30 protein-coding genes are annotated in these 26,657 nt (G+C 75.1%); 18 read left to right on the top strand and 12 right to left on the bottom strand.

Going from position 1 to position 26,657, the window contains the following annotated elements; genetic code table 11:
* Positions 1 to 99: 99 nt before the first annotated feature.
* Positions 100 to 1,071, top strand: a complete 972-nt coding sequence (locus FHX36_RS10535) for a phosphatase domain-containing protein (RefSeq protein WP_183513716.1) — start codon at positions 100 to 102, stop codon at positions 1,069 to 1,071.
* Here the strand turns inward: FHX36_RS10535 and FHX36_RS10530 are convergent.
* The 3 genes from FHX36_RS10530 to FHX36_RS10520 form a co-directional block, all read right to left on the bottom strand.
* Positions 1,020 to 2,051, bottom strand: a complete 1,032-nt coding sequence (locus FHX36_RS10530) for an MsnO8 family LLM class oxidoreductase (protein ID WP_258372959.1) — start codon at positions 2,049 to 2,051, stop codon at positions 1,020 to 1,022. The two genes, FHX36_RS10535 and FHX36_RS10530, sit on opposite strands and share 52 nt — an antisense overlap.
* Entirely contained in the window at positions 2,045 to 3,706 is a 1,662-nt protein-coding gene (locus tag FHX36_RS10525; protein WP_110553563.1) for a SpoIIE family protein phosphatase, read from the bottom strand. The genes FHX36_RS10530 and FHX36_RS10525 overlap by 7 nt, the downstream gene beginning before the upstream one ends.
* A gap of 108 nt (positions 3,707 to 3,814) precedes the next feature.
* Entirely contained in the window at positions 3,815 to 4,927 is a 1,113-nt protein-coding gene (locus tag FHX36_RS10520) for a spore photoproduct lyase family protein (protein ID WP_110553561.1), read from the bottom strand.
* Positions 4,928 to 5,154: 227 nt separating this feature from the next.
* On the opposite strand from FHX36_RS10520, the gene FHX36_RS10515 reads away from it, so the two are divergent.
* From FHX36_RS10515 to FHX36_RS10485, 7 genes are all read left to right on the top strand, one after another.
* Positions 5,155 to 5,574, top strand: coding sequence for a DUF350 domain-containing protein (locus tag FHX36_RS10515; RefSeq protein WP_110553560.1), 420 nt, complete (start codon positions 5,155 to 5,157; stop codon positions 5,572 to 5,574).
* Positions 5,575 to 5,602: 28 nt separating this feature from the next.
* Positions 5,603 to 6,145, top strand: a complete 543-nt coding sequence (locus FHX36_RS10510; protein ID WP_110553558.1) for an NUDIX domain-containing protein — start codon at positions 5,603 to 5,605, stop codon at positions 6,143 to 6,145.
* Positions 6,142 to 6,438 (top strand): SH3-like domain-containing protein, encoded by a 297-nt coding sequence (locus FHX36_RS10505; RefSeq protein ID WP_110553556.1) that lies wholly within the window; start codon positions 6,142 to 6,144, stop codon positions 6,436 to 6,438. Before FHX36_RS10510 ends, FHX36_RS10505 begins: the two co-directional genes overlap by 4 nt.
* Positions 6,422 to 6,712 (top strand): SH3-like domain-containing protein, encoded by a 291-nt coding sequence (locus FHX36_RS10500; RefSeq protein WP_183513715.1) that lies wholly within the window; start codon positions 6,422 to 6,424, stop codon positions 6,710 to 6,712. The genes FHX36_RS10505 and FHX36_RS10500 overlap by 17 nt, the downstream gene beginning before the upstream one ends.
* Positions 6,709 to 7,299 carry a nitrile hydratase subunit alpha gene (locus FHX36_RS10495; protein ID WP_183513714.1) on the top strand — a complete coding sequence of 197 codons (591 nt, stop codon included), beginning with the start codon at positions 6,709 to 6,711 and terminating at the stop codon, positions 7,297 to 7,299. Before FHX36_RS10500 ends, FHX36_RS10495 begins: the two co-directional genes overlap by 4 nt.
* A 111-nt stretch (positions 7,300 to 7,410) precedes the next feature.
* Positions 7,411 to 8,598, top strand: a complete 1,188-nt coding sequence (locus FHX36_RS10490) for a zinc-dependent alcohol dehydrogenase (RefSeq protein WP_110551681.1) — start codon at positions 7,411 to 7,413, stop codon at positions 8,596 to 8,598.
* Positions 8,599 to 8,798: 200 nt separating this feature from the next.
* Positions 8,799 to 9,809: a GGDEF domain-containing protein gene (locus FHX36_RS10485; protein ID WP_110551680.1), complete on the top strand. Its 1,011-nt coding sequence runs from the start codon at positions 8,799 to 8,801 to the stop codon at positions 9,807 to 9,809.
* Positions 9,810 to 9,815: 6 nt separating this feature from the next.
* Here FHX36_RS10485 and glgA read toward each other — a convergent pair whose 3' ends face one another.
* Complete coding sequence (gene glgA, locus FHX36_RS10480) at positions 9,816 to 10,988, bottom strand: glycogen synthase (protein WP_110551679.1); 1,173 nt, start codon at positions 10,986 to 10,988, stop codon at positions 9,816 to 9,818.
* Positions 10,989 to 11,058: 70 nt separating this feature from the next.
* Between glgA and glgC the strand changes: the two genes are divergently transcribed.
* A complete protein-coding gene (gene glgC, locus FHX36_RS10475) occupies positions 11,059 to 12,279 on the top strand; it encodes a glucose-1-phosphate adenylyltransferase (RefSeq protein ID WP_110551678.1) in 1,221 nt (406 codons plus the stop codon).
* Between the two features lie 6 nt (positions 12,280 to 12,285).
* Positions 12,286 to 12,786: a 2'-5' RNA ligase family protein gene (locus FHX36_RS10470; protein ID WP_110551677.1), complete on the top strand. Its 501-nt coding sequence runs from the start codon at positions 12,286 to 12,288 to the stop codon at positions 12,784 to 12,786.
* A gap of 1 nt (position 12,787) precedes the next feature.
* Here the strand turns inward: FHX36_RS10470 and FHX36_RS10465 are convergent, their stop codons facing one another.
* A complete protein-coding gene (locus FHX36_RS10465) occupies positions 12,788 to 13,225 on the bottom strand; it encodes a cupin domain-containing protein (protein WP_181428716.1) in 438 nt (145 codons plus the stop codon).
* Positions 13,226 to 13,230: 5 nt separating this feature from the next.
* Entirely contained in the window at positions 13,231 to 13,908 is a 678-nt protein-coding gene (locus FHX36_RS10460; RefSeq protein WP_110551676.1) for an O-methyltransferase, read from the bottom strand.
* A 223-nt stretch (positions 13,909 to 14,131) separates the two neighbouring features.
* Between FHX36_RS10460 and sigE the strand changes: the two genes are divergently transcribed.
* The 4 genes from sigE to FHX36_RS10440 all read left to right on the top strand — a co-directional run bounded on the left by sigE (position 14,132) and on the right by FHX36_RS10440 (position 17,502).
* Positions 14,132 to 14,737, top strand: coding sequence for an RNA polymerase sigma factor SigE (gene sigE, locus FHX36_RS10455; RefSeq protein WP_220035885.1), 606 nt, complete (start codon positions 14,132 to 14,134; stop codon positions 14,735 to 14,737).
* Positions 14,734 to 15,330: an anti-sigma factor family protein gene (locus FHX36_RS10450; RefSeq protein ID WP_110551674.1), complete on the top strand. Its 597-nt coding sequence runs from the start codon at positions 14,734 to 14,736 to the stop codon at positions 15,328 to 15,330. The genes sigE and FHX36_RS10450 overlap by 4 nt, the downstream gene beginning before the upstream one ends.
* A 287-nt stretch (positions 15,331 to 15,617) precedes the next feature.
* A complete protein-coding gene (locus FHX36_RS10445) occupies positions 15,618 to 16,940 on the top strand; it encodes a S1C family serine protease (protein ID WP_343056591.1) in 1,323 nt (440 codons plus the stop codon).
* A 166-nt stretch (positions 16,941 to 17,106) separates the two neighbouring features.
* The gene (locus FHX36_RS10440; protein ID WP_110553486.1) at positions 17,107 to 17,502 is read left to right on the top strand and encodes a twin-arginine translocase TatA/TatE family subunit; all 396 of its coding nucleotides are present in this window, start codon (positions 17,107 to 17,109) and stop codon (positions 17,500 to 17,502) included.
* A gap of 73 nt (positions 17,503 to 17,575) precedes the next feature.
* On the opposite strand, the gene FHX36_RS10435 is transcribed toward FHX36_RS10440, so the two are convergent.
* The gene (locus FHX36_RS10435; protein ID WP_110553484.1) at positions 17,576 to 18,736 is read right to left on the bottom strand and encodes an Mrp/NBP35 family ATP-binding protein; all 1,161 of its coding nucleotides are present in this window, start codon (positions 18,734 to 18,736) and stop codon (positions 17,576 to 17,578) included.
* A 203-nt stretch (positions 18,737 to 18,939) separates the two neighbouring features.
* Here FHX36_RS10435 and FHX36_RS10430 point away from each other — a divergent pair, with 203 nt between their 5' ends.
* Together FHX36_RS10430 and FHX36_RS10425 are read left to right on the top strand one after the other, a co-directional pair.
* Positions 18,940 to 19,635: an AzlC family ABC transporter permease gene (locus FHX36_RS10430; RefSeq protein WP_110553482.1), complete on the top strand. Its 696-nt coding sequence runs from the start codon at positions 18,940 to 18,942 to the stop codon at positions 19,633 to 19,635.
* Positions 19,632 to 19,949, top strand: coding sequence for an AzlD domain-containing protein (locus tag FHX36_RS10425; RefSeq protein ID WP_110553481.1), 318 nt, complete (start codon positions 19,632 to 19,634; stop codon positions 19,947 to 19,949). Before FHX36_RS10430 ends, FHX36_RS10425 begins: the two co-directional genes overlap by 4 nt.
* Before the next feature lie 46 nt (positions 19,950 to 19,995).
* Here FHX36_RS10425 and FHX36_RS10420 read toward each other — a convergent pair whose 3' ends face one another.
* Together FHX36_RS10420 and FHX36_RS10415 are read right to left on the bottom strand one after the other, a co-directional pair.
* Entirely contained in the window at positions 19,996 to 21,558 is a 1,563-nt protein-coding gene (locus tag FHX36_RS10420; protein WP_110553480.1) for an MDR family MFS transporter, read from the bottom strand.
* Between the two features lie 31 nt (positions 21,559 to 21,589).
* Positions 21,590 to 22,189: an acyl-CoA-like ligand-binding transcription factor gene (locus FHX36_RS10415; protein WP_110553479.1), complete on the bottom strand. Its 600-nt coding sequence runs from the start codon at positions 22,187 to 22,189 to the stop codon at positions 21,590 to 21,592.
* 111 nt (positions 22,190 to 22,300) lie between these two features.
* On the opposite strand from FHX36_RS10415, the gene FHX36_RS10410 reads away from it, so the two are divergent.
* Positions 22,301 to 22,906, top strand: coding sequence for a DUF6518 family protein (locus FHX36_RS10410; protein ID WP_183513713.1), 606 nt, complete (start codon positions 22,301 to 22,303; stop codon positions 22,904 to 22,906).
* Here the strand turns inward: FHX36_RS10410 and FHX36_RS10405 are convergent.
* On the bottom strand, positions 22,854 to 24,308 hold the full coding sequence (locus FHX36_RS10405) for an MFS transporter (protein ID WP_220035999.1): 1,455 nt from the start codon (positions 24,306 to 24,308) through the stop codon (positions 22,854 to 22,856). The two genes, FHX36_RS10410 and FHX36_RS10405, sit on opposite strands and share 53 nt — an antisense overlap.
* A gap of 77 nt (positions 24,309 to 24,385) precedes the next feature.
* Between FHX36_RS10405 and FHX36_RS10400 the strand changes: the two genes are divergently transcribed.
* Positions 24,386 to 24,823, top strand: coding sequence for a winged helix-turn-helix transcriptional regulator (locus tag FHX36_RS10400; protein ID WP_309147314.1), 438 nt, complete (start codon positions 24,386 to 24,388; stop codon positions 24,821 to 24,823).
* A 24-nt stretch (positions 24,824 to 24,847) separates the two neighbouring features.
* On the opposite strand, the gene FHX36_RS10395 is transcribed toward FHX36_RS10400, so the two are convergent.
* Together FHX36_RS10395 and FHX36_RS23915 are read right to left on the bottom strand one after the other, a co-directional pair.
* Entirely contained in the window at positions 24,848 to 25,417 is a 570-nt protein-coding gene (locus FHX36_RS10395) for a DUF1003 domain-containing protein (RefSeq protein WP_110552975.1), read from the bottom strand.
* Positions 25,410 to 26,648 carry a magnesium transporter MgtE N-terminal domain-containing protein gene (locus FHX36_RS23915; RefSeq protein WP_110552976.1) on the bottom strand — a complete coding sequence of 413 codons (1,239 nt, stop codon included), beginning with the start codon at positions 26,646 to 26,648 and terminating at the stop codon, positions 25,410 to 25,412. The genes FHX36_RS10395 and FHX36_RS23915 overlap by 8 nt, the downstream gene beginning before the upstream one ends.
* Positions 26,649 to 26,657 lie beyond the last annotated feature (9 nt).

The raw sequence follows: 26,657 nt of genomic DNA, 5'->3' as shown, positions 1-26,657 counted from the left end.
GCGGGTGGGCGGACGTGCTCCGAGCGGCGACCGTGGCACAGGCCGCCCCCGAGCGGAACCACATCGGCACGCGTGTCCGGCCGGTGGCAGGCTGCCCGGGTGCCCACGTTCCCCGCCCTGGCCCGCCGCGCGGACGGCGCCCTCCGCGACCTCGCCTCCCGGCTGGCCCGCCGCGCGGGGTGGACACCGGCGGTGCTCGCCCATCCCGGCTACGGCAGCGGCGGGCGGGTGCGGGTGCTCGGCCGGGTGCTGCTCGCCCCGCCCGGTGCGCACCCGGAGGAGCGGCGGGCCGCGGTGCCCGGCTGGCAGCGCTTCCTGACCCTGGAGAGCCCGGGCGCGGAGGTGGTGGTCGAGGTCGCCGGGCAGCGCACCGTCGTCCGCAGCGACGACGACGGCCTGGTCGACGCCACGCTCGAGGTCGACCTGCCCGACGCCGGGGCGCTCCCGGTGCGGCTGGCGGCGGGGGAGCGGTCGGCCACCGGCACCGTCCACCTCGCCTCGCCGGACGCCGCCCGCGGGGTGGTCTGCGACATCGACGACACCGTGCTGGTCACCGGGATCGCCACCCCGCTGCGCGCGGCCTGGCGCACGTTCGTGCAGCCGATGACCCGGCGGCAGGCGGTGCCCGGCATGGTCGGGCTGCTGCGCGAGCTCACCTCGGGGGCGCCGCACGTGCCGGTCGTCTACCTGAGCAACGGGCCGTGGAACCTGGCCGGGCCGCTCGGCCGGTTCCTGGAGTCCAGCGGCTACCCGCCGGGGGCCCTGCTGCTCACCGACTGGGGCCCGACGCCGACCCGGTGGTTCCGCGACGGGCAGGCGCACAAGCGGGCCGCGCTGCGGCGGCTGACCGAGGACCTGCCCGGCGTGCGCTGGACGCTGGTCGGCGACACCACCGAGCACGACCCCGCGCTGTACGAGGAGTTCGCCCGCGCGCGGCCGGAGCACGTGCGCGCGGTGCTGCTGCGCGACGTCTCCCGCGCGGAGGCGGCGCTGGAGCGGTTCGGCGAGGTGCCGGTGGTCTACGGCCGGGACGGCGACGCCATCGCCGGTGCCCTGCCGACGGTGGGCTGATCGAACAGCTCGGCGAGCGAGGCGTCGGAGGCGGCCAGCGCCGCGCGGTCGAAGGTGCTGCTGGAGGCGACCAGCTCGGCTGCCCCGGTGCGGTCGAGCAGCTCGGCCAGCCGGCTCTCCACCTGCGCCGGCGTCCCGGCGATCGCCGCGGCGAGCGTCTGCTCCACGTACTGCTCCTGCCGCGCCGTCATCGAGCGCGCCCGGACGGCGGCGACCGGCTCCAGCGCGGGGAAGGCGCCCTCGGTGCGCGCCCGGGCCATCGCCCACGCCTCGGGCAGCAGCAGCTCGGCGGCCTCGGCGGCGGTGTCGGCCACCAGGACGTCCAGGCTGACCGACACCCGGGGCTCGGGCTGCTGCGCGGAGGGCCGGAACGCCCGCCGGTAGCCGGCCAGCGCGGCCAGCCCGGGCTCGGGGTCGCCGGCCACGCCGAGCAGCGGGCCGCCGACGATGACCGGGAGGCCCAGCTCCGCGGCGACCGCCAGCCCCGAGCCGGTGGCCAGCACGTGCATCGGCACCGGGCCGGCGGGCTGCGGGTGCAGGGTGACCTCCGCCGTCCCGGTGAGGTAGGCGCGCAGCTCGGCCAGGTCGGCGGCGAAGTCCCGCTCGGTCTCCCGGAGGGCCCGGCGCACCGGCGGGGTGAAGCCGGGGGAGCGGCCCAGCCCGAGATCGACCCGGCCCGGGGCGAACGCCGACACCGTCGCGAACTGCTCGGCGACCACCAGCGGCTGGTGGTGCGGGAGCATCACGCCGGCCGAGCCGAGCCGGACGGTCGTCGTCCGGCCGGCGACCGCGGCCAGCAGCACCGCGGGCGCGGACCCGGCGATGCCGGGCACGCCGTGGTGCTCGGCCACCCAGAAGCGCGCGTAGCCCAGCCGCTCGGCGGCGACCGCGCGCTCGACGGTGCCGGCCAGGGCGTCGGGGTCGGGCTCGCCGGAGCGGGTGCGCGCCCGGTCGAGCAGCGAGAGGCGAGGGGTCAGCACCGGAGGGCGAGCACGGCAAGGTCGTCCCGCTCGTGGGGGGAGCGCTGCCGGTGCCGGTCGACGGCGGCCTGCACCGCCTCCACCGTCTCCTCCGCCGAGTGCCCCGGACCGCCCGCCAGCACGGCGAGCAGGCCGGCCTCGTCGAACTGCGCGCCGTCGGCATCCCGGGCCTCGGTCACGCCGTCGGTGTAGAGCACGAGGGTGCTGCCAGCGGGCAGCTCGAGGTCGCTCTCGGCGTACTGCGTCTCGGCGGCCACCCCGAGCGGGCGTCCCGGGGTGCCGACCTCGGTGCACGGCCCGCTGGCCGAACGCAGCACCGGGCGGGGGTGGCCGGCGATGCTCAGCCGAGCGGAGACGCCTCCCTCGTGCGGGCGGAGCAGCAGGCAGCAGGCCGTGACGAACCGGAGCGGGCCCCGGACGGCCTCCCGGATCAGCGCCGAGTTCACCGCCCCGAGCACGTCGGCCGGGCCCGACCCGGTGGTCGCGGCGGCCCGGGCCGTGTGCCGCGCGAGGGCCGCCGTGCCCGCCGCCTCGGCGCCCTTGCCGCAGACGTCGGCGATGAGGACCAGCCACCGGCCGTCAGGCAGCGGCAGCACGTCGTAGGTGTCGCCGCCGACCAGCAGCCCCTGGCCGCCGGGCACGTAACGGGCCGCCAGCTGCACGCCCGGCACCGCCGGGAGGGTGGGTGGCAGCAGGCTGCGCTGCAGGGTGTCGGCGAGCGAGCGGACCTGCGACTCCGCACGCAGGCGGCTCAGGAACTGCCCGATCTGCCGGCCGGCCGTCGCCAGCACGTCGAGCAGCTCCTCGGGCACGGGTCGCAGTGCCCGGGAGAACAGCTCGCAGACGCCGAGCAGGGCGTCCCCGTGGAGCACCGGGAAGGCCAGGCCGGTGCGCACGCCGTCGGCCCGTGCGCTCGCCCGGCGCAGGAAGCGCGGTTCGGACCACAGGTCCTCGAAGACGACCGGCTCGCGCCGCTGCCACGTCGTCCCGGGGAGCCCCTCGCCGCGGCGGAACGAGAGCAGCAGCGCCTCGGCGTGCAGCGCCTGCACCTCGGCCCCGGGTGCGGTCCAGACCCCGGCGTACCGGAGACGGCCCGCGAGCTCGTCGGGCTGCCAGATCGTCGCTGCGTCCCAGTCGAGCTCGGTGCACAGCGTCGGCAGCAGCTGCTGGAAGGCGGCGTCGGCGTCGGGCGCCTCGGTCAGCGCCGCGGTGACCCGCTGGATGGCGGCCAGGTAGCGGCTCACCTGGAACTGCCGCTCGAGCAGGATCGTCGCGCTGGCGTCGCGCAGGACGGCCACGACCAGGGCGCCGTCCGCGTCCTGGCCGTCCGGGGCCAGCCGGGCCAGCGTCAGGTCGATCGGCACCTCGTGCCCGTCGGCGTGCTGGGCCGGCACCCGCGTGGTGGCCCCGACCAGCTCGCCGCGACCGGTCTCCCGGTACCGGGCGAAACCGGCCCCGTGGCCGCGCTGGAGACGCTCCGGCATCAGCACCGTCAGCGGCCGACCGAGCAGGTCCGCCGGTCGGTGGCCCAGCAGGGTCGTGACCGCGGGGTTCACGTACGCGACGCGACCCTCGCGGTCGGCGACCACGACGGTGTCCGGCAGCGCCTCCAGCAGCGCGGGGGCGGCCAGGACGGCGCTCCACTCAGACCGCACTGCCCCTCCCCACGGGAACGAGGCAGGTCCGGCCGGCCTCTGGCTGGCCACGATCCCACACCCGACCGCCGGCCGTGGGATGCGAGACCGTTCGGTTCTGGTTCTGGATCAAAACGCGTACCGGACCCGCAGCCACGGGGCGTGCTGCCCGATCAGCTGCTGCAGCCGGTCGACCCCGGCCCGCTTGACGTCGTTGCGGTAGCGCACGTTGCGCATGCCGTTCTGGCTGACCTTCGGCTGCTGCAGCTCCGGCCGCCACAGCAGCTCCTCGGCCTGCGGGTGCCAGCCCAGGTTGACCTCGTGCAGCTGCTCGTTGTGGGTCAGCATGATCACCTCGGTGGCCGCCTGGGCCTTCGCGGCGTCGGACAGCTCGTCGTCCAGCTGCTGGAGCAGCGCCGTCCAGTCGGCCTCCCAGCCGTCGCGCAGCACCACCGGGGAGAAGTTGAGGTGCACCTCGTAGCCGGCCGCGACGAAGTCGTCGACCGCGGCGATCCGCTCGTCGACCCGGCTGGTGCGCACGTCGAGCAGCTTGGCGTCGGCGTCGGGCATCAGCGAGAAGCGCACCCGGGTGCGGCCCTGCGGGTCGAGGTCGAGCAGCTGGCGGTTGACGAACTTGGTGGCGAAGGACGCCTTGGCGGTCGGCAGCTCGCGGAAGGTGGCGACGAGGTCGGCGATGTTGTCGCTGACCAGCGCGTCGACCGAGCAGTCGCTGTTCTCGCCGAGGTCGTAGACCCAGCTGGCCGGGTCGCACTCGTTCGGCTCGGGCTTGACGCCCTGGCGGGCCACGTGGCGGCGCACGGCCCCGGTGATCTGCTCGATGTTGGTGAAGACGGTGATCGGGTTGGCGTAGCCCTTGCGCCGGGGCACGTAGCAGTAGGCGCAGGCCATCGCGCAGCCGTTCGCGGTGGACGGTGCGATGAAGTCCGCCGAGCGCCCGTTGGGCCGCACCGACACCGACTTCTTCACCCCGAGCACCAGCGTCTCGGTCTTGACCCGCACCCAGCGCTCGACGTTGCCCTCGTTGCCGTGCAGGTCGGGGATCTGCCAGTGCGAGGGCACCTCGACCAGCTCGGCGCCGGGGAAGCGGGCCAGCACCTGCCGACCGCGCGGTGAGGCGGCCGCCGCGGGCTCGGCGTAGACGGTGCGCACCTGCAGCAGCCGGCTGTCGACGGGGACCTCGGCCGGGACGACGTCGTCGAAGAGGGTGAGTGCGTCGGTCACGGCAGGTGCAGCGCGGGAGGGCGCGGCGGTGTTCCGGTGCGGGGCGTGGCGCTCGCCCCTCGTGCGACCGGGCGCCGGCAGGTGCTCCCGGAGCTGTCCGGACCGGGGGTCGAGCGGCTCCCGCCACAGGTCGGGGGCGCGTCGCCGGGGCAGGGCTGAGACGTCGGGCGGGTGCTGCCCCTAGGCTCCCGGGGCGCGCTCCGCCGTCCCGACCCCGGAGGTCCTCTGTGCTGGCCAGCATCGGATACGCCGTCGCCTACACCGGCATCGGCATCCTGCTCCTGATCGTGGGCGCCGTCGTCCTCGACCTGCTCACCCCCGGCCACCTGGCCAAGCACATCTACGAGGAGCGGTCGGTCAACGCCGGCATCGCCCTCGCGGCGGTCTTCCTCGGCCAGGGCGCGATCGCCTTCACCACCATCTGGACCAACGGCACGAGCGGGTTCGGCGACGCTCTGGCCGACACCGTCGTCTTCGGCCTCGTCGGGATCGCGCTGCAGGTGGTCGCGTTCCTGGTGCTCGACGTGCTCACCCCGGGCAAGCTCGGCCACATGCTGGTGCAGGTGCCGTTCCACCCCGCCAGCCTGGTGAGCGCGGCGTCGACGCTGGCGGTCTCGGCGATCATCATCGCCTCCATCTGGCCCTGACCCCCGGCCCGTGGGGCATGCTCCAGGGGTGCGCCAGCTCTCCAGCCGGACCGTCTACTCCAACGCCTGGCTGACCCTCCGCGAGGACGAGGTCGAGCTGGCCGACGGCCGGTCCGGTGTCTACGCGGTGGTCGACAAGCCCGACTTCGCCGTCGTGGTGCCCCGGGACGGCGACGGCTTCTGGATGGTCGAGCAGCACCGCTACCCGGTGGGCCGCCGCACGCTGGAGTTCCCGATGGGCGGCTGGCCCGCCGGGCGCAGCGGCCCGCTGGCCGACCTGGCCCGGGCCGAGCTGCGCGAGGAGACCGGCCTGCGCGCCGGCCGGCTGACCCGGCTGGGGCACCTGTCGACCGCCAACGGCTTCTCCAGCCAGGGCTTCGACGTCTTCCTCGCCGAGGAGCTCACCGCCGGCCCGACCGACCGGGAGCCGACCGAGGCCGACATGGTGCACCGGCTGGTGCCGAGGGCCGAGCTCGCCGAGCTGGTCCGCAGCGGGGCGGTGGACGACGCCACGACGGTCGCGGCCTACGCGCTGCTGCTGGTCACCGAGGCGACGGGGGCGGGACGATGAGCCGGATCAACGACGTGGGTGGCATGGCCGGGTTCCCGCCGGTCGTCGAGGAGCCCGACGAGCCGCCGTTCCACGCCGACTGGGAGGCGCACGTCTTCGCTCTCAACGGCGCGCTCATCAAGCGGGGCGTCTACGACCTCGACGAGTTCCGCGACGCCCAGGAGCGACTGCCGGTGCAGCAGTACCTGGCCGCCTCCTACTACGAGCGGTGGTTCGCCGCGATCACCACGCTGCTGGCGGAGAAGGGCGTGGCGACGCCGGAGGAGCTGGCCGGCGATGAGCACGGGCACTGACCGGTTCGCCCCGGGCGACCGGGTGCGCACCCGGGCCACCGACCCCGCCGGGCACACCCGGCTGCCGCGCTACGCCCGCGGGGCGGTCGGCGTCGTGGTCGAGCGCGCCGGGCGGCACCCGCTGGCCGACGACCGCGCCCGCGGTGTGGCCGGCGACGCGCAGCCGGTCTGGCACGTGCGGTTCGCCGCCGCCGACCTGTTCGGCGCCGGCGACCACACGGTCACCGTCGAGCTGTGGGACGACTACCTGACCCCTGCCGAGGAGCCCCGGTGAGCGACGACCACGCCAGTTCGACCATCGCAGCGCAGGTCCGGCACGTCGAGGCGCTGCTGGAGTCCCGCGGCCTGCTGGACGCCGGGGAGGTCGACACCCGCATCGACGAGTTCCTCGCCGGCGGCACCCCCGCCAACGGCGCCCGGATCGTGGCCCGGGCGTGGGTCGACCCCGGCTTCGCCGAGCGGCTGCTGACCGACGCGAACAGCGCCGTCCGCGAGGTCGGGCTCTCGATGGCCGGCGGCCTGCAGGAGCAGCGGCTCAAGGTGGTGGCCAACACCGAGCGGGAGCACAACGTCGTCGTCTGCACGCTGTGCTCCTGCTACCCGATCGCGCTGCTGGGACCCTCGCCGGGTTGGTACAAGAGCGAGGCCTACCGCTCGCGGGTGGTCCGCGATCCGCGCGGGGTGCTGGCCGAGTTCGGGCTCGAGCTGCCGGCGGGCACCGCCGTCGCGGTGTGGGACGCCAGCGCGGAGTCGCGGTACATGGTGCTGCCCCGCCGGCCGGCCGGCACCGCGGAACTGGCGGAGGACGACCTCGCCGCGCTCGTGACCCGCAAGGGGCTGATCGGCACCGCCGCCGTCTGACCAGGGCGCCGTGCCGCTCCCACCCCGTGGAAGCCGCCGTTCGTTCCGGTCAGGAGTGGGCACGGCAGGGAGGGCGGCACGTTCGGGCGTCGTCCCGACGAGTGGAGCCCCATGAAGGCAGTGACCTGGCACGGCAAGCAGGACGTCCGGGTGGACACCGTGGACGACCCGTTCGTCCAGGAGCCCACGGACGCGGTCATCCGGGTGACGACGACGAACATCTGCGGCTCGGACCTGCACCTCTACGACCCGCTGGCGCCGTTCATGGGCGTGGGCGACGTGCTCGGTCACGAGGCGATGGGCCAGGTCGTCGAGGTGGGCTCCGAGGTCGGTGACCTGCGGGTCGGCGACCGGGTCTCCATCCCGTTCCAGATCTCCTGCGGGCACTGCTGGATGTGCCGTCAGCACCTGTACACGCAGTGCGAGACGACCCAGGTGCGCGAGCAGGGGACGGGTGCGGCGCTGTTCGGCTTCTCCAAGCTCTACGGCGAGGTCCCCGGCGGGCAGGCGGAGTACCTGCGGGTGCCGCAGGCGCAGTTCACCCACGTCAAACTGCCCGACGGGCCGTCGGACGACCGCTTCGCCTACCTCTCGGACATCCTCCCCACCGCGTGGCAGGGCGTGGAGTACGCCGGCGTCCCCGACGGCGGCACGCTCGTCGTGCTGGGGCTGGGCCCGATCGGCGACTTCGCCTGCCGGATCGCCCAGCACAAGGGGTACCGGGTGATCGGGGTGGACCTGGTGCCCGAGCGGCTGGCCCGGGTCGCGGCCCGCGGCGTCGAGGTCGTCGACCTGCGCGACCACGAGGACGACCTCGGGGACGCCATCCGGGACATGACCGACGGGCGCGGGCCGGACTCGGTGCTCGACGCCGTCGGCATGGAGGCCCACGGCTCGCCGGCGACCGGGTTCGTGCAGAAGGCCGCCGGGCTGCTGCCGCGGGCGATCGCCGCCCCGGTGATGAAGGAGGCAGGGGTCGACCGGCTCAACGCGCTGTACTCCGCCATCGACATCGTCCGACGCGGCGGCACCATCTCCATCTCCGGCGTCTACGGCGGTGCGGCCGACCCGATGCCGATGGTCACCCTGTTCGACAAGCAGCTCCAGCTGCGGATGGGGCAGGCGAACATCAAGCGCTGGATCCCGGAGATCATGCCGCTGCTCACCGACGCCGACCCGCTGGGCGTGGACACGTTCGCCACCCACCGGCTGCCGCTGTCCGAGGCGCCGGCGGCCTACAAGGCGTTCCAGGAGAAGTCCGACGGCTACGTGAAGGTGCAGCTCAAGCCGGAGCTGTGACAGCGGGCGGGCGGCCGGCACCAGAGTCGGCCACCCGTCGGCCGCGGCCGGGCCGGCTGACCCGCCAGGGGGAACGGGTCGGTGCCGGAACCCGGACGTCTGCAGGCCGGTCGCTAGATTGCGCACAACGAGGCTGGTCGTCCGGGAGAGCCGGGACCGCCGCACCCCGCCGGCTGGCGGTCAGGCAGGAAGCGAGGACGGTGACCCCGGATCCGGCGTGGTGGCGGCGCAGCGCCCCCGAGGTCGCCACCGCCCGGGTCATCGGGCCGGTCATCGGAGCGCTCTACCTGCTCGGCGGGCTGGCGGTCGTGGCCGTCGTCGTCCTGCCGTCCGCGGCGCCCCGGTCCTCCCTCGTGCTCACCCTGGTCGGCCCGCTGGCGGTGCTCACCGGTGCGGGCATCGTCCGCTGGGGCCACCGGCTGCCCCGGCCGGCGCTGCACGCGCTCGTGGTGGTCGGCACGGCGCTGATCACCTGGGTGGTGGCCGCCGCGCCCGGCGTCACCGCGGCCATGGCGATGGCCGGCATCTACTCCTTCGTGGCCGTCGCCGCCTTCTTCCTCTTCGCACCGCCGCTCGCGCTGGCCTACCTGGTCACCGCCATCGCCGCGTGCACCGCCGTGCTGTCCTGGCGCTCGGTGCCGGCCGGGCCGGTGGTCGCGCTGGCCGTCGTGACCGCCACCATCGGGCTGGTCGTGGCCACGCTCGTGCAGCGGGCCTCGAGCGCCAGCCTGGACGGGCTCACCGGCCTGGCCAACCGCCGCGGCTTCGACGACGCGCTCGGCGAGGCGATGCGGACGGCGGCGCGCACCGGCACCCCGTTCTCGGTCGCCCTGGTCGACGTCGACCACTTCAAGTCCACGAACGACCAGGACGGGCACGCGGCCGGCGACGAGCTGCTCCGCACGGTCGCCCGGGAGTGGACGCCGCGGGCGCCGCGCGGCGCGCTGCTCGCCCGGCACGGCGGCGACGAGTTCGCCCTGCTGCTGCCGTCGAGCCCGGGCCCGGCGGCGCTGCGCGTGGTGGAGCGGCTGCGGCTGGCCTGCCTGCAGGTGCCGCTGTCCGCCGGGGTGGCCCAGCACCTGCCGGGCGAGGACGCCTCGCAGCTCATGCGGCGCGCGGACGCCGCGCTCTACCGCGCCAAGGCCGACGGCCGCGGCCGCTGCGTCCTGCACGAGGACCTGCCCGCAGCGCCCCGGACCCGCCGGGCCTGACCCCGGTCAGCTGCGGGCGGCGAGCACCGTCTCGTAGGTCTGCACGGTCTGCTGGGCGATCGCCGGCCAGCCGAACTCCGCGAGCACCCGCTCGCGCCCGGCGGCACCCATCGCGGCTGCCCGCGCGGGGTCGGCGAGCAGCTCGCTCATCCGTGCCGCCAGGCCCGCGGCGAACTCGGCCGGCCGGTCGGCGTCGTAGGGCACCAGCAGCCCGGTGCGGCCGTCGTCCACGACCTCCGGGATGCCGCCGACGGCGCTGGCCACCACCGCCGTCCCGCACGCGGCCGCCTCGAGGTTGACGATGCCCAGCGGCTCGTAGACCGACGGCACGACGAACACCGTCGCGCCGGTGATCAGCGGCACCAGCTGCTCGCGGGGCAGCATCTGCTCGATCCAGACCACGCCGGTGCGGCGGGTCTGCAGCTCGGCGACGGCGTCGGCCACCTGCTTCCGCTCGGCGGGGGTGTCCGCGGCGCCGGCGCACAGCACCAGCCCGGCCTCGGCCGGCAGCTGCTCGGCGGCGGCCAGCAGGTGCATGAGCCCCTTCTGCCGGGTGATCCGGCCGACGAACAGGGCGTAGGGCCGGTCGGGGTCCACGCCCAGGTCGCGGACGACGTCGGGGGCGTCGACCGGGCGGTAGGCCTTGGCGTCCACGCCGTTGCCGACCACGAACACCTTCGCCGGGTCCAGGTCGGGGTAGACGTCGAGCACGTCGGCGCGCATCCCGCGGCTGACCGCGATCACCGCGTCGGCGTCCTGGTACGCGGTGAGCTCCACCCACGAGGAGAGCCGGTAGCCGCCGCCGAGCTGGTCGGCCTTCCACGGCCGGCGCGGCTCGAGGGAGTGCGCCGTCACCACGTGCGCGGCGCCGTGCACCAGCTTGGCCAGGTGGCCGGCGTGGTTGGCGTACCAGGTGTGGGAGTGGACCAGGTCGACGCCGCCGAGCGCCGCGGCGATCTCGACGTCGACGCCGACCGCCTGCAGCGCGCCGTTGGCGGACTGCAGGCCCGGGGGCACGCCGTACCCGGTGGCGTCCTCGCGCGGGCCGCCGAAGGCGTGCACGTCGATCTCCGGTCCGCCGTCCAGGCCGCGCATCGCGGCGACCAGGTGCTCGACGTGCACACCGGCCCCTCCGTAGACGTCCGGCGGCCACTCCCTGGTCACGATCCCCACGCGCACGGGATCACCCTAGGTGGTGAACGGCGGGACAGATGGGGCGAAGGTGCACGGCACCCGTTACGTTGCGTCCATGCGTGGCGGTCCTCGAGTTCTCGGCATCGTGCTGGCAGGTGGTGAGGGGAAGCGCCTCGCCCCCCTGACCCAGGACCGGGCCAAGCCCGCGGTGCCCTTCGGCGGCAACTACCGGCTCATCGACTTCGTGCTCTCCAACCTGGTGAACGCCGACATCCGCCGGATCGCCGTGCTCACCCAGTACAAGAGCCACTCGCTGGACCGGCACATCACCACGGTCTGGCGGATGTCGACCCTGCTGGGCAGCTACATCACGCCCGTGCCGGCGCAGCAGCGGCTCGGCCCGCGCTGGTACACCGGCAGCGCCGACGCGATCTACCAGAGCCTGAACCTGATCTACGACGACCGCCCGGAGATCGTCGTCGTCTTCGGTGCCGACCACGTGTACCGGATGGACCCGGCGCAGATGATCGACCAGCACCTGGCCACCGGCGCCGGCGTCACCGTCGCCGGCCTGCGGGTGCCGCGCAAGGAGGCGACCGCCTTCGGCGTCATCGACTCCGACGCCGACGGCAAGGTCGTCCAGTTCCTGGAGAAGCCGTCCGACCCGCCCGGCCTGCCGGACAACCCGGACGAGACGTTCGCCTCGATGGGCAACTACGTCTTCACCACCGACGCGCTGCTCGAGGCGCTCCGGGTCGACGCCGCCGACGAGAGCTCGGTGCACGACATGGGCGGCTCGATCATGCCGATGATGGCCGAGGCCGGCGACGCCTACGTCTACGACTTCAGCAGCAACAACGTGCCCGGCGAGAGCGAGCGCGACCACGGCTACTGGCGCGACGTCGGGACCCTCGACGCCTACTACGACTCGCACATGGACCTGGTGTCGGTCTCACCGGTGTTCAACCTCTACAACGAGCGCTGGCCGATCTACACCCTCCCGCCGATGCTGCCGCCGGCGAAGTTCGTCCTCGGTGGCCGCGCGGAGGAGTCGATGGTGAGCGCCGGGGTGATCATCGACGGTGGCTCGGTGCACGGCTCGGTCGTCTCGCCCAACGTGCGCCTGGAGCGCGGTTCCCGGGTCGAGGGCAGCGTCCTGATGGACGGCGTGCACATCGGCGAGGGCGCGATCGTGCGCCGGGCGATCCTGGACAAGAACGTCGTCGTCCCGCCGGGCGCGCACATCGGCGTCGACCTGGACCGGGACCGGGAGCGCTACCACGTCAGCGCCGGCGGGGTGACCGTGCTCGGCAAGGGCGCCCGCGCCATCGTGTAGCGGCCGGTGCCCGATCCGCTGATCGTGACCCTGCTGCTGGACGACGCCGCCCAGCAGCGGTTCGACCGGCTGCGGGCCGCGCACTTCCCGGTGGAGCGCAACCACCTGCAGGCGCACGTGACGCTGTTCCACGCCCTGCCCGGTGAGCAGCTGGCCGTGGTCCGCGAGGAGCTGGCGGGCGTCGCCGACCGGTCCCCGTTCGACGTCGCGGTGACCGGGGTGCGCTCCCTCGGCCGCGGCGTGGCGCTGGACCTGGACGCCCCCGAGCTGACGGCGCTGCGCCGGTCGCTGGCCGCGTCCTTCGACCCGTGGCTGACCCGGCAGGACCGGCAGTGGTCGCGGCCGCACGTCACCGTGCAGAACAAGGTCGAGCCGGACGTCGCCCGGGCGCTGCACGCCGACCTCGCTGCCGCCTTCGTGCCGGAGACGGTGACCGGCCGCGGGCTGGGCCTGTGGCACTACCGTGGCGGGCCGTGGGACCTCGAGGCGGAGTTCGCCTTCCGCTGAGTCAGCGGCTCTCGGTGTCGTACCGGCTGCGCAGCTCGGCCAGCAGCTCCGGGGTCACCTCGGCCCCCTCGGCGGCCGCCGCGTGCACGTCGCGGAAGTACTGCTCGTAGCCGGGCGGCGTGTACAGGCACAGCGCCGTCGCGGTGGTGTCGGCCGAGGCGTTCCGGTAGCCGTGCAGCGAGCCGCGGGGAGCCGCGGCCAGGTCGCCGGCGCCGAGGGTCACCTCGCCGTCGTCGGTGGTCAGCGTCAGGGCCCCGGCGAGGACGTAGAAGTACTCGTCGTGCGAGCCGTGCACGTGCGGGCCGGCGCCGACGGTGAGCGGCGGGACCTCGAAGCGCTCCAGGCCCAGCCGGCCACCGGTGAGCTTGAACAGGTGGGCGACCCCCGCGGCGTCGATGAGCTCGCCGTCCGCCGCGCGGACCACCACCGGGCGCGCCACCGACGTCAGGAGTGCTTGGTCGCGACCAGCAGGCCGGTGCCGATCGGCAGCACCGCGCAGGCGAGCGTCTCGTCCTCGCGGAGGGTCCGGGCGATCTCCCGCCAGGCGACGCTCTGCGGGTCGCGGGCGGAGCGGTCGGCGATCTTCCCGTCGGCCAGCAGCCCGTGGCAGACCAGCGACCCGCCGTGCCGGATCAGCCCGAGCAGGCCGGGCAGCTGCCCGGAGTACTCCACCGGCGGGCCGTCGCAGAACACCAGGTCGTAGGCGCCGGGGGAGAGCCGGGGCAGCACCTCGCCGGGGGTGCCGAAGATCAGCCGGGTCCGGCCGGAGGGCATCCCGGCCTCGGTGAACGCGCGCCGGGCGGCCCGCAGCTCGGCCGGGTCGCCGTCCAGCGCGGTGAGGACGCCGTCGGGGCGCATGCCCTGCAGCAGCCACAGGCCGGCGACGCCGCCGCCGCTGCCGATCGACACCACCGAACGGGCGTCGGAGCTGGCCGCGAGCACGGCCAGCGTCGCGCCGACGGCGGGCTCGACGGGGAGCGGCGTGCCGAACGCGGTGGCCGACGTGAGGGCGCGGTTGCGCGCCGCGAGCTGGGCGGGGCTCTCGCTGGCGAAGCTGTCGGCGTACGCGGCGGCGCCGGTCGGGGACCCTCCGGGCGGAGGCGGTCCGGCAGCGCTGGTCACCGGGCGAGGGTAGTGGCGCCGGGCCGGTGGGTGCCCCAGCGGGTCGGGCGCCGGCCCCGCTGCCTGGGAACTCCCTGTGGGTCCGGGGTCAGCGGGAACACCACCTCCGCCCCCGCCCGTTGGACCGGACGTGCGTCTACCGCGTGCCACCAGCCAGCGCTCCCCGGAGCGGACCACCCCCGCTGGGGAGGTGCCGCCGACGGCCGTCTGCGATCCTGAGGTCGTGAGCGCACCCAGCGCGACCGGGCCTGCAGGCCCGGCGCAGCCCGAGCCGGCCGCCGACGCGGCCGAGGGCTGGGTCGCGCCGACCTGGGAGCAGGTCGTCCGCGACCACTCCGCCCGGGTCTACCGGCTCGCCTACCGCCTCTCCGGCAACCAGCAGGACGCCGAGGACCTCACCCAGGAGACGTTCGTCCGGGTCTTCCGGTCGCTCGCGGACTTCTCGCCCGGCACCTTCGAGGGCTGGCTGCACCGGATCACCACGAACCTGTTCCTGGACATGGTCCGGCGCCGGCAGCGGATCCGCTTCGACGCGCTGCCCGAGGACACCGAGCGGCTGCCCGGCACGTCGCCGTCGCCGGAGCAGGTCTACGCCGACACCCACCTCGACCCGCAGGTCCAGGCCGCGCTGGACGCGCTGTCCCCGGAGTTCCGGGTGGCCGTCGTCCTGTGCGACATCGAGGGCCTCACCTACGAGGAGATCTCCGCGACGCTGGGGATCAAGCTGGGCACCGTCCGCAGCCGGATCCACCGCGGCCGCGTCCAGCTCCGCGAGGCGCTGGCCCACCTGGCCCCCGGCCGGGTGCCGATGGCGGAGGGGGCACGGTGAACACCCCGCAGGGCCACCTCGCCCAGGAGGCGATCGCCGCGCTGGTCGACGGCGAGCTGTCCGGTGGCGCGGCCAACCGGGCCGCCCGCCACCTCGCCGGCTGCGTGCAGTGCCGGATGGCGGTGTCCGCGCAGCGGGAGGCCAAGGCCGCCCTGCAGCGCGACGACGACGTCGCCGTCCCGTGCGACCTGCTCTCCCGGCTGAAGGCCATCCCGTTCACCGCCGACGTGCCCAGCAGCGGAGGGCTGGGCACGCTGAGCGCCGGTGCCGACGGCCTTACCATGAGCGGTGCCGGGGGCTCCTGGGCCATCCCGCTCGCGCCGCCCGAGCCTCCGGCGCGCAGCGGTGACGCCGGGGGCGCGCGCTGGCTGCGCCGGGGCATGACCGGTGCCCTCGCCGGGATCGGCCTGGGCGTCGCCGTGCTCGCGGTCGCGCTGCCCGCCGCCGACGGGTCCGGTGACGAGCTGCCGGGCCCGATCGCCGGCGCCGTGCGCAGCACCGACGCGGGCGAGCGCACCGACATCGTGCCGCCGGTCGTCCGCACCGTGACGGTGGGCGTCACCAGCTCCCTCCCCTCCGGCGGGACGCCCTGACCGAGCCGACCGGCACCGAGCCCGAGCAGGCCGGTCCCGCCCCTGCCGACGGCAGCCGTCGCCCCGACGGCGCCGGCGACGAGTCGGGTGCCTACGGCCGGCCGGCCGGGACGACGGGTGCCTTCGCGCCCACCGACGTCCGGCTCCAGCCGAGCACCACCCCGGCTCCGCCGCCGCCCCCCGCCCAGCAGGCCGCGTTCGGCCGGCCGGCCGAGGTCGCCGGGTCGTTCGGCGCCGACCGGCCCACCCCGGCGCCGCGGCCCACCCCGCCGCCCCCGCCGGAGGCCGTGCTGCGGGCCTTCGCCCCGCGCGACGGCGCCACCGGCCTGGGCGAGCCGCCCGGCGGCCGGCGCAGTGCGCGGCGCACCGCGACCGCGCCGTTCTGGAAGCCCGACGCGGCGGCCGACCCGTGGCGCGACCCGTACTCGCCCGCCGGTCTCGGCGCCCCCGCCGAGTACCCGGAGGAGGAGCCGACCCAGACCGGCCCGGTCGTCGTCGACGCCAAGGGGCGCAAGAAGCTCCGGCTCCGCGACGTCTCGGTCCGGCTGAGCGTGCTGGCCCTGCTCTGCCTGCTCCTGGTCGGCGTCATCGGCGGCACCACCGCGTGGTTCCTGGGCCGCAACGCCGCCGAGGAGCCGCTGCTCTCGCCGGGCACCGAGCTGTCGTCGGTGTCGCCGGGCGTGAGCCGCGAGCCCGGCTCGGTCGCCGACATCGCCGGGCGGGTCACCCCCGCGGTGGTCTCCATCGAGGTGCAGCTGACCAACGCCGGCGCCACCGGTTCCGGCGTCGTGGTCGACGCGGAGAACGGCTACATCGTCACCAACAACCACGTCGTCTCCGGCGCCGCCGACGCCGAGGACGCCACCATCCGCGCGGTGTTCAGCGACGGCAGCGGCTCCGAGGCGCGGATCGTCGGCCGCGACCCGGCCAGCGACCTCGCCGTCCTCAAGGTGGAGAAGCCCGGCCTGGCGGCCGCGACCCTCGGCGAGTCCGACGACCTCGTCGTCGGCGACCCGGTGGTGGCCATCGGCTCGCCCCTCGGGCTGGCCGGCACGGTCACCAGCGGCATCGTCAGCGCCCTCGACCGGCCGGTGCGGCTGTCCGGTGAGGGCAGCGACACCAACGCCGTGATCAGCGCGGTGCAGACCGACGCCCCGATCAACCCGGGCAACTCCGGCGGCGCGCTCGTCGACGGCACCGGCGCGGTGATCGGCATCAACACCGCCATCGCCTCGGTCGGCGGCAACGGCACCACCGGGGGCTCGATCGGCCTGGGCTTCGCCATCCCGATCGACACGGTGCGCGACATCGCCGAGCAGCTCATCGGCACCGGCACCGCGGTGCACGCCTCGCTGGGCGTGAACGCGCGCACGGTCACCGACGGCACCCGCGACGGCGCGCTGGTGGTCAACGTCGAGCCGGGCAGCCCCGCGGCCGCCGCGGGCGTGCAGGAGCAGGACGTCGTCATCGCCGTCAACGGCGAGCCGGTGGCCAGCTCCGAGGAGCTGGTGGTCGCGGTCGACGCCCACGACCCCGGCGACACGATCACGCTGGAGGTCGTCCGAGGCGGCGGCTCCCGCGAGGTGCAGGCCACGCTCGACTCCGCCTGACGAAGGACCCCCTCGCCCCCCACCACTCGCAGGCTCGCGGCGGGCCCCTGCGAGGGGGCCGGACACCGGCTGTTGGGCTGCCGCTCAGCTGCTGGTCAGGCTGCCCACCTACGCTGGACACGACCGCGGTGCGCGGGGCCGGCGCGGCGGCTCGTGAGGAGGAACGGTGTTCAACTCGATCGGCTGGGGCGAGATCGTCGTCCTCGCCCTGGCGGCGCTGTTCATCTTCGGCCCCGAGCGGCTGCCCTCGCTGGCCAAGGACGCCGCGACCGGGCTGAAGAAGGCGCGCGAGGCGATCACCGGGGTGCGTGGCCAGCTGCACGACTCGCTGGGCGACGACTTCGACCACCTGCGCGACATCGACCTGCGGCAGTACCACCCCAAGACGTTCATCCGGCAACAGCTGCTCGCCGACGACGACGACGTCCCGGTCCGCCGGGGGAGCGCCACCGGCACCACGGGGGCGACGGCCGCCGCGGCAGCCGGCCGGGTCCGGCCCTCGCAGATGACCCGGGCCCGCGACTCCGCGACGCCCCCGCCGTTCGACGCCGACGCGACCTGAAGGACCCCGGTGCCCCCCACGTCTCGCTGACGCTCGGCGCGGGCCCCTGCACCGGGGCCGTTCCAGCAGGTTCCTAGCGGCGGACCGGGGTCAGCCCCAGCGACATGCCGGCGAGGCCGCGGGAGCGGACGGTGAGCCCGTCGGCGATCTTCTCCAGCGCCTGGGCGGCCGGGGCGTCGGGCTGGGCGAGCACGATCGGCGCACCGGCGTCGCCCGCCTCGCGCAGCCGGGTGTCCAGCGGGATCTGGCCGAGCAGCGGCACCCGGGCACCGAGGGTCTTGGTCAGCGCGTCGGAGACGGCCTCGCCACCGCCGGAGCCGAAGACCTCCATCCGGCTGCCGTCGGGCAGCTCCAGCCAGGACATGTTCTCGATGACGCCGACCACCTGCTGGTGGGTCTGGGTCGCGATCGCCCCGGCGCGCTCGGCCACCTCGGCGGCGGCCAGCTGCGGGGTCGTGACGACCAGGATCTCGGCGTTCGGCACCAGCTGGGCGATGGAGATGGCCACGTCGCCGGTGCCCGGGGGCAGGTCGAGCAGCAGGACGTCCAGGTCGCCCCACCACACGTCGGCGAGGAACTGCTGCAGCGCGCGGTGCAGCATCGGGCCACGCCAGACCACCGGGGTGTTGCCCGGGGTGAACATGCCGATCGAGATGACCTTCACGCCGTAGGACTGCGGCGGCATGATCATGTTGTCGACCTGGGTGGGCTTGTCGTCGACGCCCAGCATCCGCGGCACCGAGTGGCCGTAGATGTCGGCGTCCACGACGCCGACCGACAGGCCCTTGCGGGCCATCGCGGCGGCCAGGTTGACCGTGACGCTGGACTTGCCCACGCCGCCCTTGCCCGAGGCGACGGCGTACACCCGGGTCAGCGAGCCCGGCTGGGCGAACGGGATGACCGGCTCGGCGGCGTCGGTGCCGCGCACCGTCTTGCGCAGCTCGGTGCGCTGCTCGTCGCTCATCACGTCCAGGCCGACCTGCACGGAGGTCACGCCGGGGACGGCGCCGACGGCCTGGGTGACGCGGTTGGTGATCGTCTCGCGCATCGGGCAGCCGGCGACGGTCAGGTAGACCTCGATGCGCACGGCGCCCGGATCGCCCCCGATGCCGATCTGCACGTCCTTGACCATGCCCAGCTCGGGCAGCGGACGGTTGATCTCCGGGTCCTGGACGGTGGCCAGGGCTGCGTTCACCGCGTCCAGCGCAGGCGAGCCGGTCAGCGTGTCGGACATGCTGTGGGTGTCTCCTTCGACGGGGGACCTGCCGGAGAGGCCAGGTCACCGGCCAGCGGCGACCCGTGTGGGCAGGTCGGCTCCACTGTACGGCGCGGGTCGGGTCCGCTCCGCCCGCACAGCTGTGACCCCGGCAGCTCTCCGACGCGCACTGGCAGGAACGCCGGTGTCCCGGCCGTGGCGGCTGTGCCTAGGGTCGGGCGGTGACGACCTCCGACCGGACAGCCACGCTGCGCGACGCGATCGGCCTCGGGGTCGCCGTCGGGCTCTACGGGGTCGCGTTCGGTGCGGCCGCGGTGGGCGCCGGGCTCGACGCCTGGCAGGCGCTGGCGATGTCCGCGCTGATGTTCACCGGCGCCTCGCAGTTCGCGCTGGTCGGGGTGGTCGGCGCCGGCGGGGGAGCGTTGGCCGCGGTCGGCAGCGCGCTGCTGCTCGGCACCCGGAACACCGTCTACGGCGTCCGGCTCGCGCCGGTGCTGGCGCTGCGCGGCGGGCTGCGCCGGGCGGGCGCGGCGCACCTCGTCATCGACGAGACGACGGCGATGGCGGTGGCCGCCCCGGACCCGCAGCTGGGCCGGCTCGCGTTCTGGGTCACCGGTGCGACGATCTACCTGGGCTGGAACGCCACCACGCTGGTCGGCGCGCTCGGTGCCGGGGCGCTGGGGGAGACGGCGCAGGCCGCGCTGGACTCCGTCGTCCCGGCCGCGTTCCTGGCGCTGCTGTGGCCCCGGCTCACCCGCGGTGCCGCCGAGGCCGCCGTCCAGCGCCGGGTCGCGCTGGGCGGTGCGGTCATCGCGCTGGCACTCACCCCGTTCGTGCCGGCCGGGGTGCAGGTGGTGCTCGCCGTCGTCGCGGTCGGGCTCGCCGGCCGGCCGCGGACCCGGGAGGCGCGCGCATGAGCACCGGGACGCTGTGGACCGTGGTGCTGGCCGGGGCGCTGGGCTGCTACCTGCTGAAGCTGGCCGGGCTGTCGGTGCCGGCGGCCTGGGTGCAGCACCCGACGGTGACCCGGGTGGTCGAGTTCGTCCCGGCCGCGCTGCTCGCGGCGCTGGTCGCCGTCCAGGCCGCGACCTCCGACGGGGCGCTGGTGGTGGACGGCCGGCTGGTCGGGCTGGCGGTCGCCGCGCTCGCGCTGGCGCTGCGGGCGCCGTTCATCGTCGTCCTGGTGCTGGCCGGTGCCGCCGGCGCGCTGGTGCACGTCGTCACCGGCTGACGCCGCTGCCCTGCCCCCGGTGGGGGAGCAGGGCAGCGGGTGGGTGTCAGTGCGCCGGGAGCTGGGCCTCGGCCTCGAGCCGCTCGGCACCGCTGGTGGTCTTCAGCGGCTTCTCCTTGACGAACAGCACCACGATGAGCGCGAGGGCGGCCAGCGGGGTGGCGATCAGGAAGAGCTCGGCCGTGGCGTTGCCGTAGGCGTCCTGGACCAGCGTCTGCACCTCCGGCGGCAGGCCGGAGAGCTCGGGCACCGCGCCGCTGCCGGACGACGACCCGCCGAGCACCGACAGGTCCCGGGCGACCGAGGCGGCGAGGACCGCACCGAGGGCGCTGACGCCGATGGTGCCGCCCAGGCTGCGGAAGAACGACAGCACCGAGGTGGCCGAGCCGAGCTCGCGGGCCGGGACGTCGTTCTGCGCGGCCAGCACCAGGTTCTGCATGAGCATGCCGACGCCCACGCCCAGCACCGCCATGTAGCCGCCGATCAGCCACATCGAGGTCCCGGCGCCGATCGTGGCCAGCAGGCCGAAGCCCACGGTCATCAGCGCTGCACCGGCGACCAGGTACCGCTTCCACAGGCCGGTCTTGGTGATCAGCGCGCCGGCCACCGTGGAGGAGACCAGCAGCCCGCCGATCATCGGCAGCGACAGCAGGCCCGCCGCGGTGGGGGAGTAGCCGCGGGAGATCTGGAAGTACTGGGAGAGGAAGACCGTCCCGCCGAACAGGGCCACACCGACCAGCGCGCTGGCGATGACGGTGAGGGTGACCGTGCGGTTGCCGAAGATGCTCAGCGGGATCACCGGCTCGCTCGCCCGGGACTCGACGAGCACGGCCAGCGCGAGCAGCGCGAGCGAGCCGCCGACCATCAGCGCGGTCTCGGCGGAGACCCAGTCGTAGCGGTCGCCGGCGAGGGTGACCCAGATCAGCAGCAGGCTGACGCCGGCGGTGATCAGCAGGGCGCCCAGCCAGTCGATGCGGACGCCGGGGCGCCGCACGGTGCGCAGCTTCAGGGTCTTCTGCAGCAGCACGATCGCGGCCAGCGCGAACGGGACGCCGATGAAGAAGCACCAGCGCCAGCCCAGCCACGAGGTGTCGACGATGACGCCGCCGATGAGCGGCCCGGCGACGGTGGCCACGGCGAAGACGGCGCCGAAGATGCCGGCGTACCGGCCCAGCTCGCGCGGCGGGATCATCGCGGCCATCACGACCTGGACCAGCGCCGTCAGGCCGCCGGCGCCGATGCCCTGGATCACCCGGGAGACGATCAGCGTGGTGGTGTCCTGAGACAGCCCGGCCAGCAGCGAGCCGGCGACGAACAGGGCCAGGGAGAGCTGGACGAGCAGCTTCTGGTTCACCAGGTCCGCGAGCTTGCCCCACAGCGGCACGGTGACGGTCATCGCCAGCAGCTCGGCGGTGACCACCCAGGTGTAGACCGACTGGCTGCCGCCCAGGTCGGAGATGATCGTGGGCAGGGCGTTGGAGACGACGGTCGCCGCGAGGATCGACACGAAGATCCCCATCATCAGGCCGGACAGCGCCTGGAGGACCTCCCGCCGGCTCATTGCGGCGGCCGGGGCGCTCGCCTCGGCGACGTCGGTGGTGCTGGTCATGGTGCTCCTGTCGGGTGCGGGTGGGGGTGCGTCAGCGGGCGGCAGGCAGGCCGGCGGCGACGGCGTCGAGCGCCTCGTCGGCCAGCGCGGTCAGCGGGGTGGTGCCGCCCTGGGCCTGCCAGCGCAGCAGGCTGACCCGCAGGGCGGCGGAGACGACGGCGGCCAGCAGGGCGGGCAGCAGGTCGGTGTCGGCGTCCAGGCCGGTGCGCTCGGCGACGGCGAGGGCGAACTCGCGCTCGTCGGCCGCGTTGGTCTCGACCAGCCGGGGGAGCAGCGAGGGCGTGCCCATCAGCACGGTCATCCGCTCGCGCAGCCCGACCGGGTCGTCCTCGAGCACGACGAGCTCCTCGCGCACCGCCGTCCGGACGGCGGCCAGCGGGGGCAGGTCGGCGGGGACGGCGCGCAGCCGGGTGGACAGCCGCGGCTGGTCCGGGCCGCCCGGCCGCAGCAGCGCCTCCTCCTTGCTGGAGAAGTGGTTGAAGAAGGTGCGGTAGGAGACGTCGGCCGCGGTGGCGATCGCCTCGACGGTGACGTGGTCCCAGCCGCGGTCGACGGCGAGGCGCAGGGTCGCGGCGGCCAGCGCGGCCCGGGTGTCGGCCTTCTTCCGCTCGCGCAGCCCTCGTTCGGTCACCCGAGCAGCATGACCCTATGACTGCACAGTGTGCAAGCTTGCTCAGTGTGCAGCGTGTCACCCCGGCGCGGCGGTCCACCGCCGGTGGCCGGTGACGGCAGCATCGGGCGCGTGACCACCACGGAGCGCCGCACCCCGGCGGGTGCGGCGCTCGCCCTGGCCGGCGCGGCCGGGCTGCTCGCCGGGGTCGCCGCCAAGGCAGCGGACGGCTCCGGTCCCCGGTGGGCGGCCGACGCCGGCCACTACCCGGCCGCCTGGGTGCTCGCGGTCGCGCTCATCGGGTGGTCGGCGCCGTCGCTCGCCGCCGCAGCTGCCCGGGCCGCCGCCTTCTTCGCGGCGATGACCGTCGCCTACTACGGCTGGGCGGCCGAGGTGCTGGACGCCGGTTGGGAGGTCCGGCTGCTGGTCGCCTGGCTGGTCCTCTCCGCGACCGCCGTGCCGGCCACGGCCGCCGCCGCCCACTGGGCGACCCGGCGGACCGGACCGCTGCCCGCGGCGCTGCTGGCCGCCGCCGCCGGCATCACGCTGGGCGGCGGGGTGCTCGGGGACGCCGCGGACCACCCGGTGCAGGCGGTGCTCGACGTCGTCGTCGCGGGCGTGCTGGTCGTCGTCCTGCCGCGGGACGGGCGCACCCGGCTGGTGGCGGTGCTGCTCACGGTCCCGCTCAGCTGGGTGGCTGCGCGGCTGCTCGGGGTGCTGTCGGTCCTGCTGGGGTGAGCCGCGGCCGGAACACCACCAGCGCGAGCAGCAGCGCCAGGGTGACCGCCAGCGCCGCGACCCCGAAGGCGGTCCGGTAGCCCTCGGTGAGGGCGGTCAGCGCTGGTGAGCCCTCGCGCAGCGCGGCGCTGGTGGTCGCCGCCGCCACGGCGGAGGTCACCGCCAGCCCGAGGGCTCCGCCGGCCTGCTGGGCGGTGGTGACCACGCCCGAGGCGAGGCCGGCGTCCTCCGGTGCGGAGCCGGACATGGTCAGGCCCATCAGGGCCGGAAAGGCCAGCCCGGTGGCGGCGCCGAGCAGCAGCAGCGCCGGCAGCACGTCGCGCGCGTACGCCCCGTCGACCGGGACCCTCGCCAGCAGGCCCAGCCCCAGGACGACGGCGGCCAGGCTCGGCAGCAGCACGGCCCGCGGGCCCACCCGGCGGATCAGCACGGGGGAGGCGACCAGGGAGAGGACGCCGATCGACACCGCGACCGGCAGGAACCCCAGGCCCACCTGCCCGGGGCGGAAGCCGAGCACCTGCTGGAGGTAGAGGGCGCCGAGGAAGAACTGGGTGAACATCCCCGCGACGAACAGCGCGATCACCGCACCGCCGCCGGACAGCACCCGTGACCGCAGCAGCGCCAGGGGCAGCAGCGGAGCGGTCGCGTGCTGCTGCCGGAGCACGAACCCGCTGAGCGCGAGCAGTCCGGCGGCACCGGTCAGCAGGGAGCGCGTCGTCCAGCCGGTGTCCCCGCTGACCACGATGGTGCCCACCAGCAGCATCAGCCCGCCGGTGACGAGCACCGCACCGAGGACGTCGGGCCGGCCGGCGTGCGCGGACGGGCGGTCGCGCGGCACCAACCGGGCAGCGGCGACGCCGACGGAGACCCCGAGCGGCACGTTGACCAGGAACACCCAGTGCCAGCTCAGCGCCTGGGTGAGCACGCCGCCCAGCAGCAGCCCGAGGGAGGCGCCCGCCGCGGTGACGAAGCCGTAGACGCCGAGCGCACGCGCGCGCTGGGCCGGGTCGGGGAACAGGCCGACGATCAGGCTCAGCACGGAGGCCGAGGTCAGGGCCCCGCCGGCACCCTGGACGAACCGGGCGGCGACCAGGGTGCCGGCGTCGTCGGCCAGGGCGCAGGCCAGCGAGGCCAGGGTGAACAGCGCCAGCCCGGCCCGGAAGACCCGCGCGCGGCCGAACGCGTCGCCCAGCCGGCCGGCGAGCAGCAGCAGCCCGCCGAAGGCGATCAGGTAGGCGTTGACCACCCAGGACAGGTCGTGCGCCGCGATCCCCAGGTCCTGCTGGATCGACGGCAGTGCGACGTTCACGATCGTCTCGTCGACGATCATCATCAGCGCGCCGGTGCTGAGCACCAGCAACGCCCCTTGCTGACCGCGCTCGGCGGTGCGGGACGGGACCACGACGACCTCCTGAGGGCACTTGTTGTAACGGAGGTGATCGTGTGTGACCCTGACGGTCTGCGGAAGGAGGCACATCCGTGTCCCAGGGAGCCACCGGTGTGTCCGGCCAGGTCAGCGACGAGCCGGTCCGGGAGATGTGCATCGGTGACGGCGCCCAGGCGCGGGCCTGCACCGTCCGGCAGGTGCTCGACCGGATCGGCGGCAAGTGGAGCATCGGGATCGTGGTCGAGGCGTCGCAGGGTCCTGTTCGCTTCACGGAGCTGGAGCGTCGGCTCGACGGGATCAGCCGCCGGATGCTCACCCTGACGCTGCGCAACCTCGAGCGCGACGGCCTGCTGGAGCGCACCGTGTACCCGACCGTGCCCCCGAAGGTCGAGTACACGGCGACCCCGATGGCCGCCGAGCTCTACGAGACGCTGGTGACCCTGACCAACTGGGCCGAGCGGCACCGCGACGAGATCGCCACGGCGAGGGCCGAGTACGACGCCCGGGAGTCGACGGTCCCGGCCGGCTGACCGGTCGCGGCGGCGCTGTCCGCGCTAGGGCGTCGAGGCCGCCGCGGGAGCCTCGGGCACCGGGTCCGCGGCGGTGTCGCGGCGCTGCTTCTTCTTCTTCTTGCGCTCGCCGCCGTCCTCGGTGCCGTCGTCGGGCACCAGCCGGCTCAGCTCGCCGCGGATGAAGTCGCGGGTGGCCAGCTCGCCGACCGCCACTCGCAGCGACGCCAGCTCGCGGGCCAGGTACTCGGTGTCGGCACGGGTCGCGGCCGCCCGGCTGCGGTCCTCCTCCGACTGCACCCGGTCGCGGTCGGCCTGCCGGTTCTGCGCCAGCAGGATCAGCGGTGCGGCGTAGGCGGCCTGGGTGGAGAAGGCCAGGTTGAGCAGGATGAACGGGTACGGGTCCCAGCGCAGCCGCACCGCGGCCACGTTCAGCACGATCCAGACGATCACGATGATCGTCTGCACGGCGAGGAAGCGGCCGGTGCCGAGGAACCGGGCGATCCCCTCGGCGAACCGGCCGACGGCGTCGGGGTCCAGCCGCAGGAACTGGCTCAGGTTGCGGGTGCCCCGCGGCTGGTCCAGCCGCTGCTCGGGACGGCGGTCGTCAGCCACGGCGGGCCCGCTCGCGCCAGTCCTCGGGCAGCAGGTGGTCCAGCACGTCGTCGACGCTCACCGCGCCGACCAGCCGGCCCTGGGCGTCGACGACCGGGGCGGCCACCAGGTTGTAGGTGGCGAAGTAGCGGGTCACCTCGGCCAGCGGCGCCTCCGGCCGCAGCGGGTCCAGGTCGTCGAGCACCCCGCTGACCAGCGTCGAGGGTGGCTCGCGCAGCAGCCGCTGGATGTGCGCCAGCCCGAGGTAGCGCCCGGTGGGCGTGGCCGACGGCGGCCGGCACACGTAGACCTGGCTGGCCAGCGCGGGCGTGAGCTCGGGCGCCCGCACCCGGGCCAGCGCCTCGGCGATCGTCGCGTCGTGGGAGAGGATCACCGGCTCGCTGGTCATGATCCCGCCGGCGGTGTCCTCGGAGTACTTGAGCAGCTGGCGCACCGGCTCGGCCTCGTCGGGCTCCATCAGCTCCAGCAGCCGGTCCCGGTCGACGTTGGACAGCTCGGCCAGCAGGTCCGCGGCGTCGTCGGGGTCCATCTCCTCCAGGACGTCGGCGGCCCGCCGTTCCTGCAGGGTGCCGAGGATGACGATCTGCTCGGCCTCGGGCAGCTCGCCGAGCACGTCGGCCAGCCGCTCGTCGTCCATCGCCTCGGCGACCTCGTGCCGGCGCTTGATCGGCAGCTCCTGCAGCGCGTGCGCCGCGTCGGCGGCGTTCAGCTCGCGGTAGGTGGCGATCAGCGTCTCGGCGCTCTGCCCGGTCTGCGGCAGGGACAGCCCGCTGACCTCGTCCCAGGCCAGCTGCCGCAGCTGCCCGCGGCGGCCGAGCCGGCCCGGCTCCTGGACGGCGAGCCGGGAGAGCACCCACTCGCCGGTGCGGGTCTGCTCGATCGCGGCGTCGACCACGGACGCCGGGCGCGCGGAGTCGTTGATCGTCACCGACCGGTCCAGCAGCTCGCCGAGCACCAGGGTCTCGCCGGCCCGCTGCTCGAAGCGCTTGAGGTTCAGCGTGCCCGACGACAGCATCACCGAGTTGGCGTCCAGCCCGGTCACCCGGCCCATCGGCACGAAGATCCGGCGCCGGGCCACCACCTCGACGATCAGCCCGAGGGTGCGCGGCGGGGCGGTGTCCACGCGCAGCGCGACGAGCACGTCGCGCACCTTCCCCACCCGGTCGCCGTTGGGGTCGAAGACGGTCAAGCCGGCCACCCGACTCACGTACGCCCTCGTCACGGTGGTCACGGGCGCTGA

The sequence above is a fragment of the Modestobacter versicolor genome, from assembly GCF_014195485.1.
Classification (GTDB): Bacteria; Actinomycetota; Actinomycetes; order Mycobacteriales; family Geodermatophilaceae; genus Modestobacter; species Modestobacter versicolor.
This window is presented reverse-complemented; position numbering and strand designations above follow the sequence as displayed.

Bases quoted from the DNA above. Each gene is read 5' to 3' on its own strand.
- FHX36_RS10500 (WP_183513715.1), top strand. From the start codon at position 6,422: ATGAGCACGGGCACTGACCGGTTCGCCCCGGGCGACCGGGTGCGCACC.
- FHX36_RS10425 (WP_110553481.1), top strand. From the start codon at position 19,632: ATGAGCACCGGGACGCTGTGGACCGTGGTGCTGGCCGGGGCGCTGGGC.
- glgC (WP_110551678.1), top strand. From the start codon at position 11,059: ATGCGTGGCGGTCCTCGAGTTCTCGGCATCGTGCTGGCAGGTGGTGAG.
- FHX36_RS10420 (WP_110553480.1), bottom strand. From the start codon at position 21,558: ATGACCAGCACCACCGACGTCGCCGAGGCGAGCGCCCCGGCCGCCGCA.
- FHX36_RS10505 (WP_110553556.1), top strand. From the start codon at position 6,142: ATGAGCCGGATCAACGACGTGGGTGGCATGGCCGGGTTCCCGCCGGTC.
- FHX36_RS10490 (WP_110551681.1), top strand. From the start codon at position 7,411: ATGAAGGCAGTGACCTGGCACGGCAAGCAGGACGTCCGGGTGGACACC.
- FHX36_RS10435 (WP_110553484.1), bottom strand. From the start codon at position 18,736: ATGTCCGACACGCTGACCGGCTCGCCTGCGCTGGACGCGGTGAACGCA.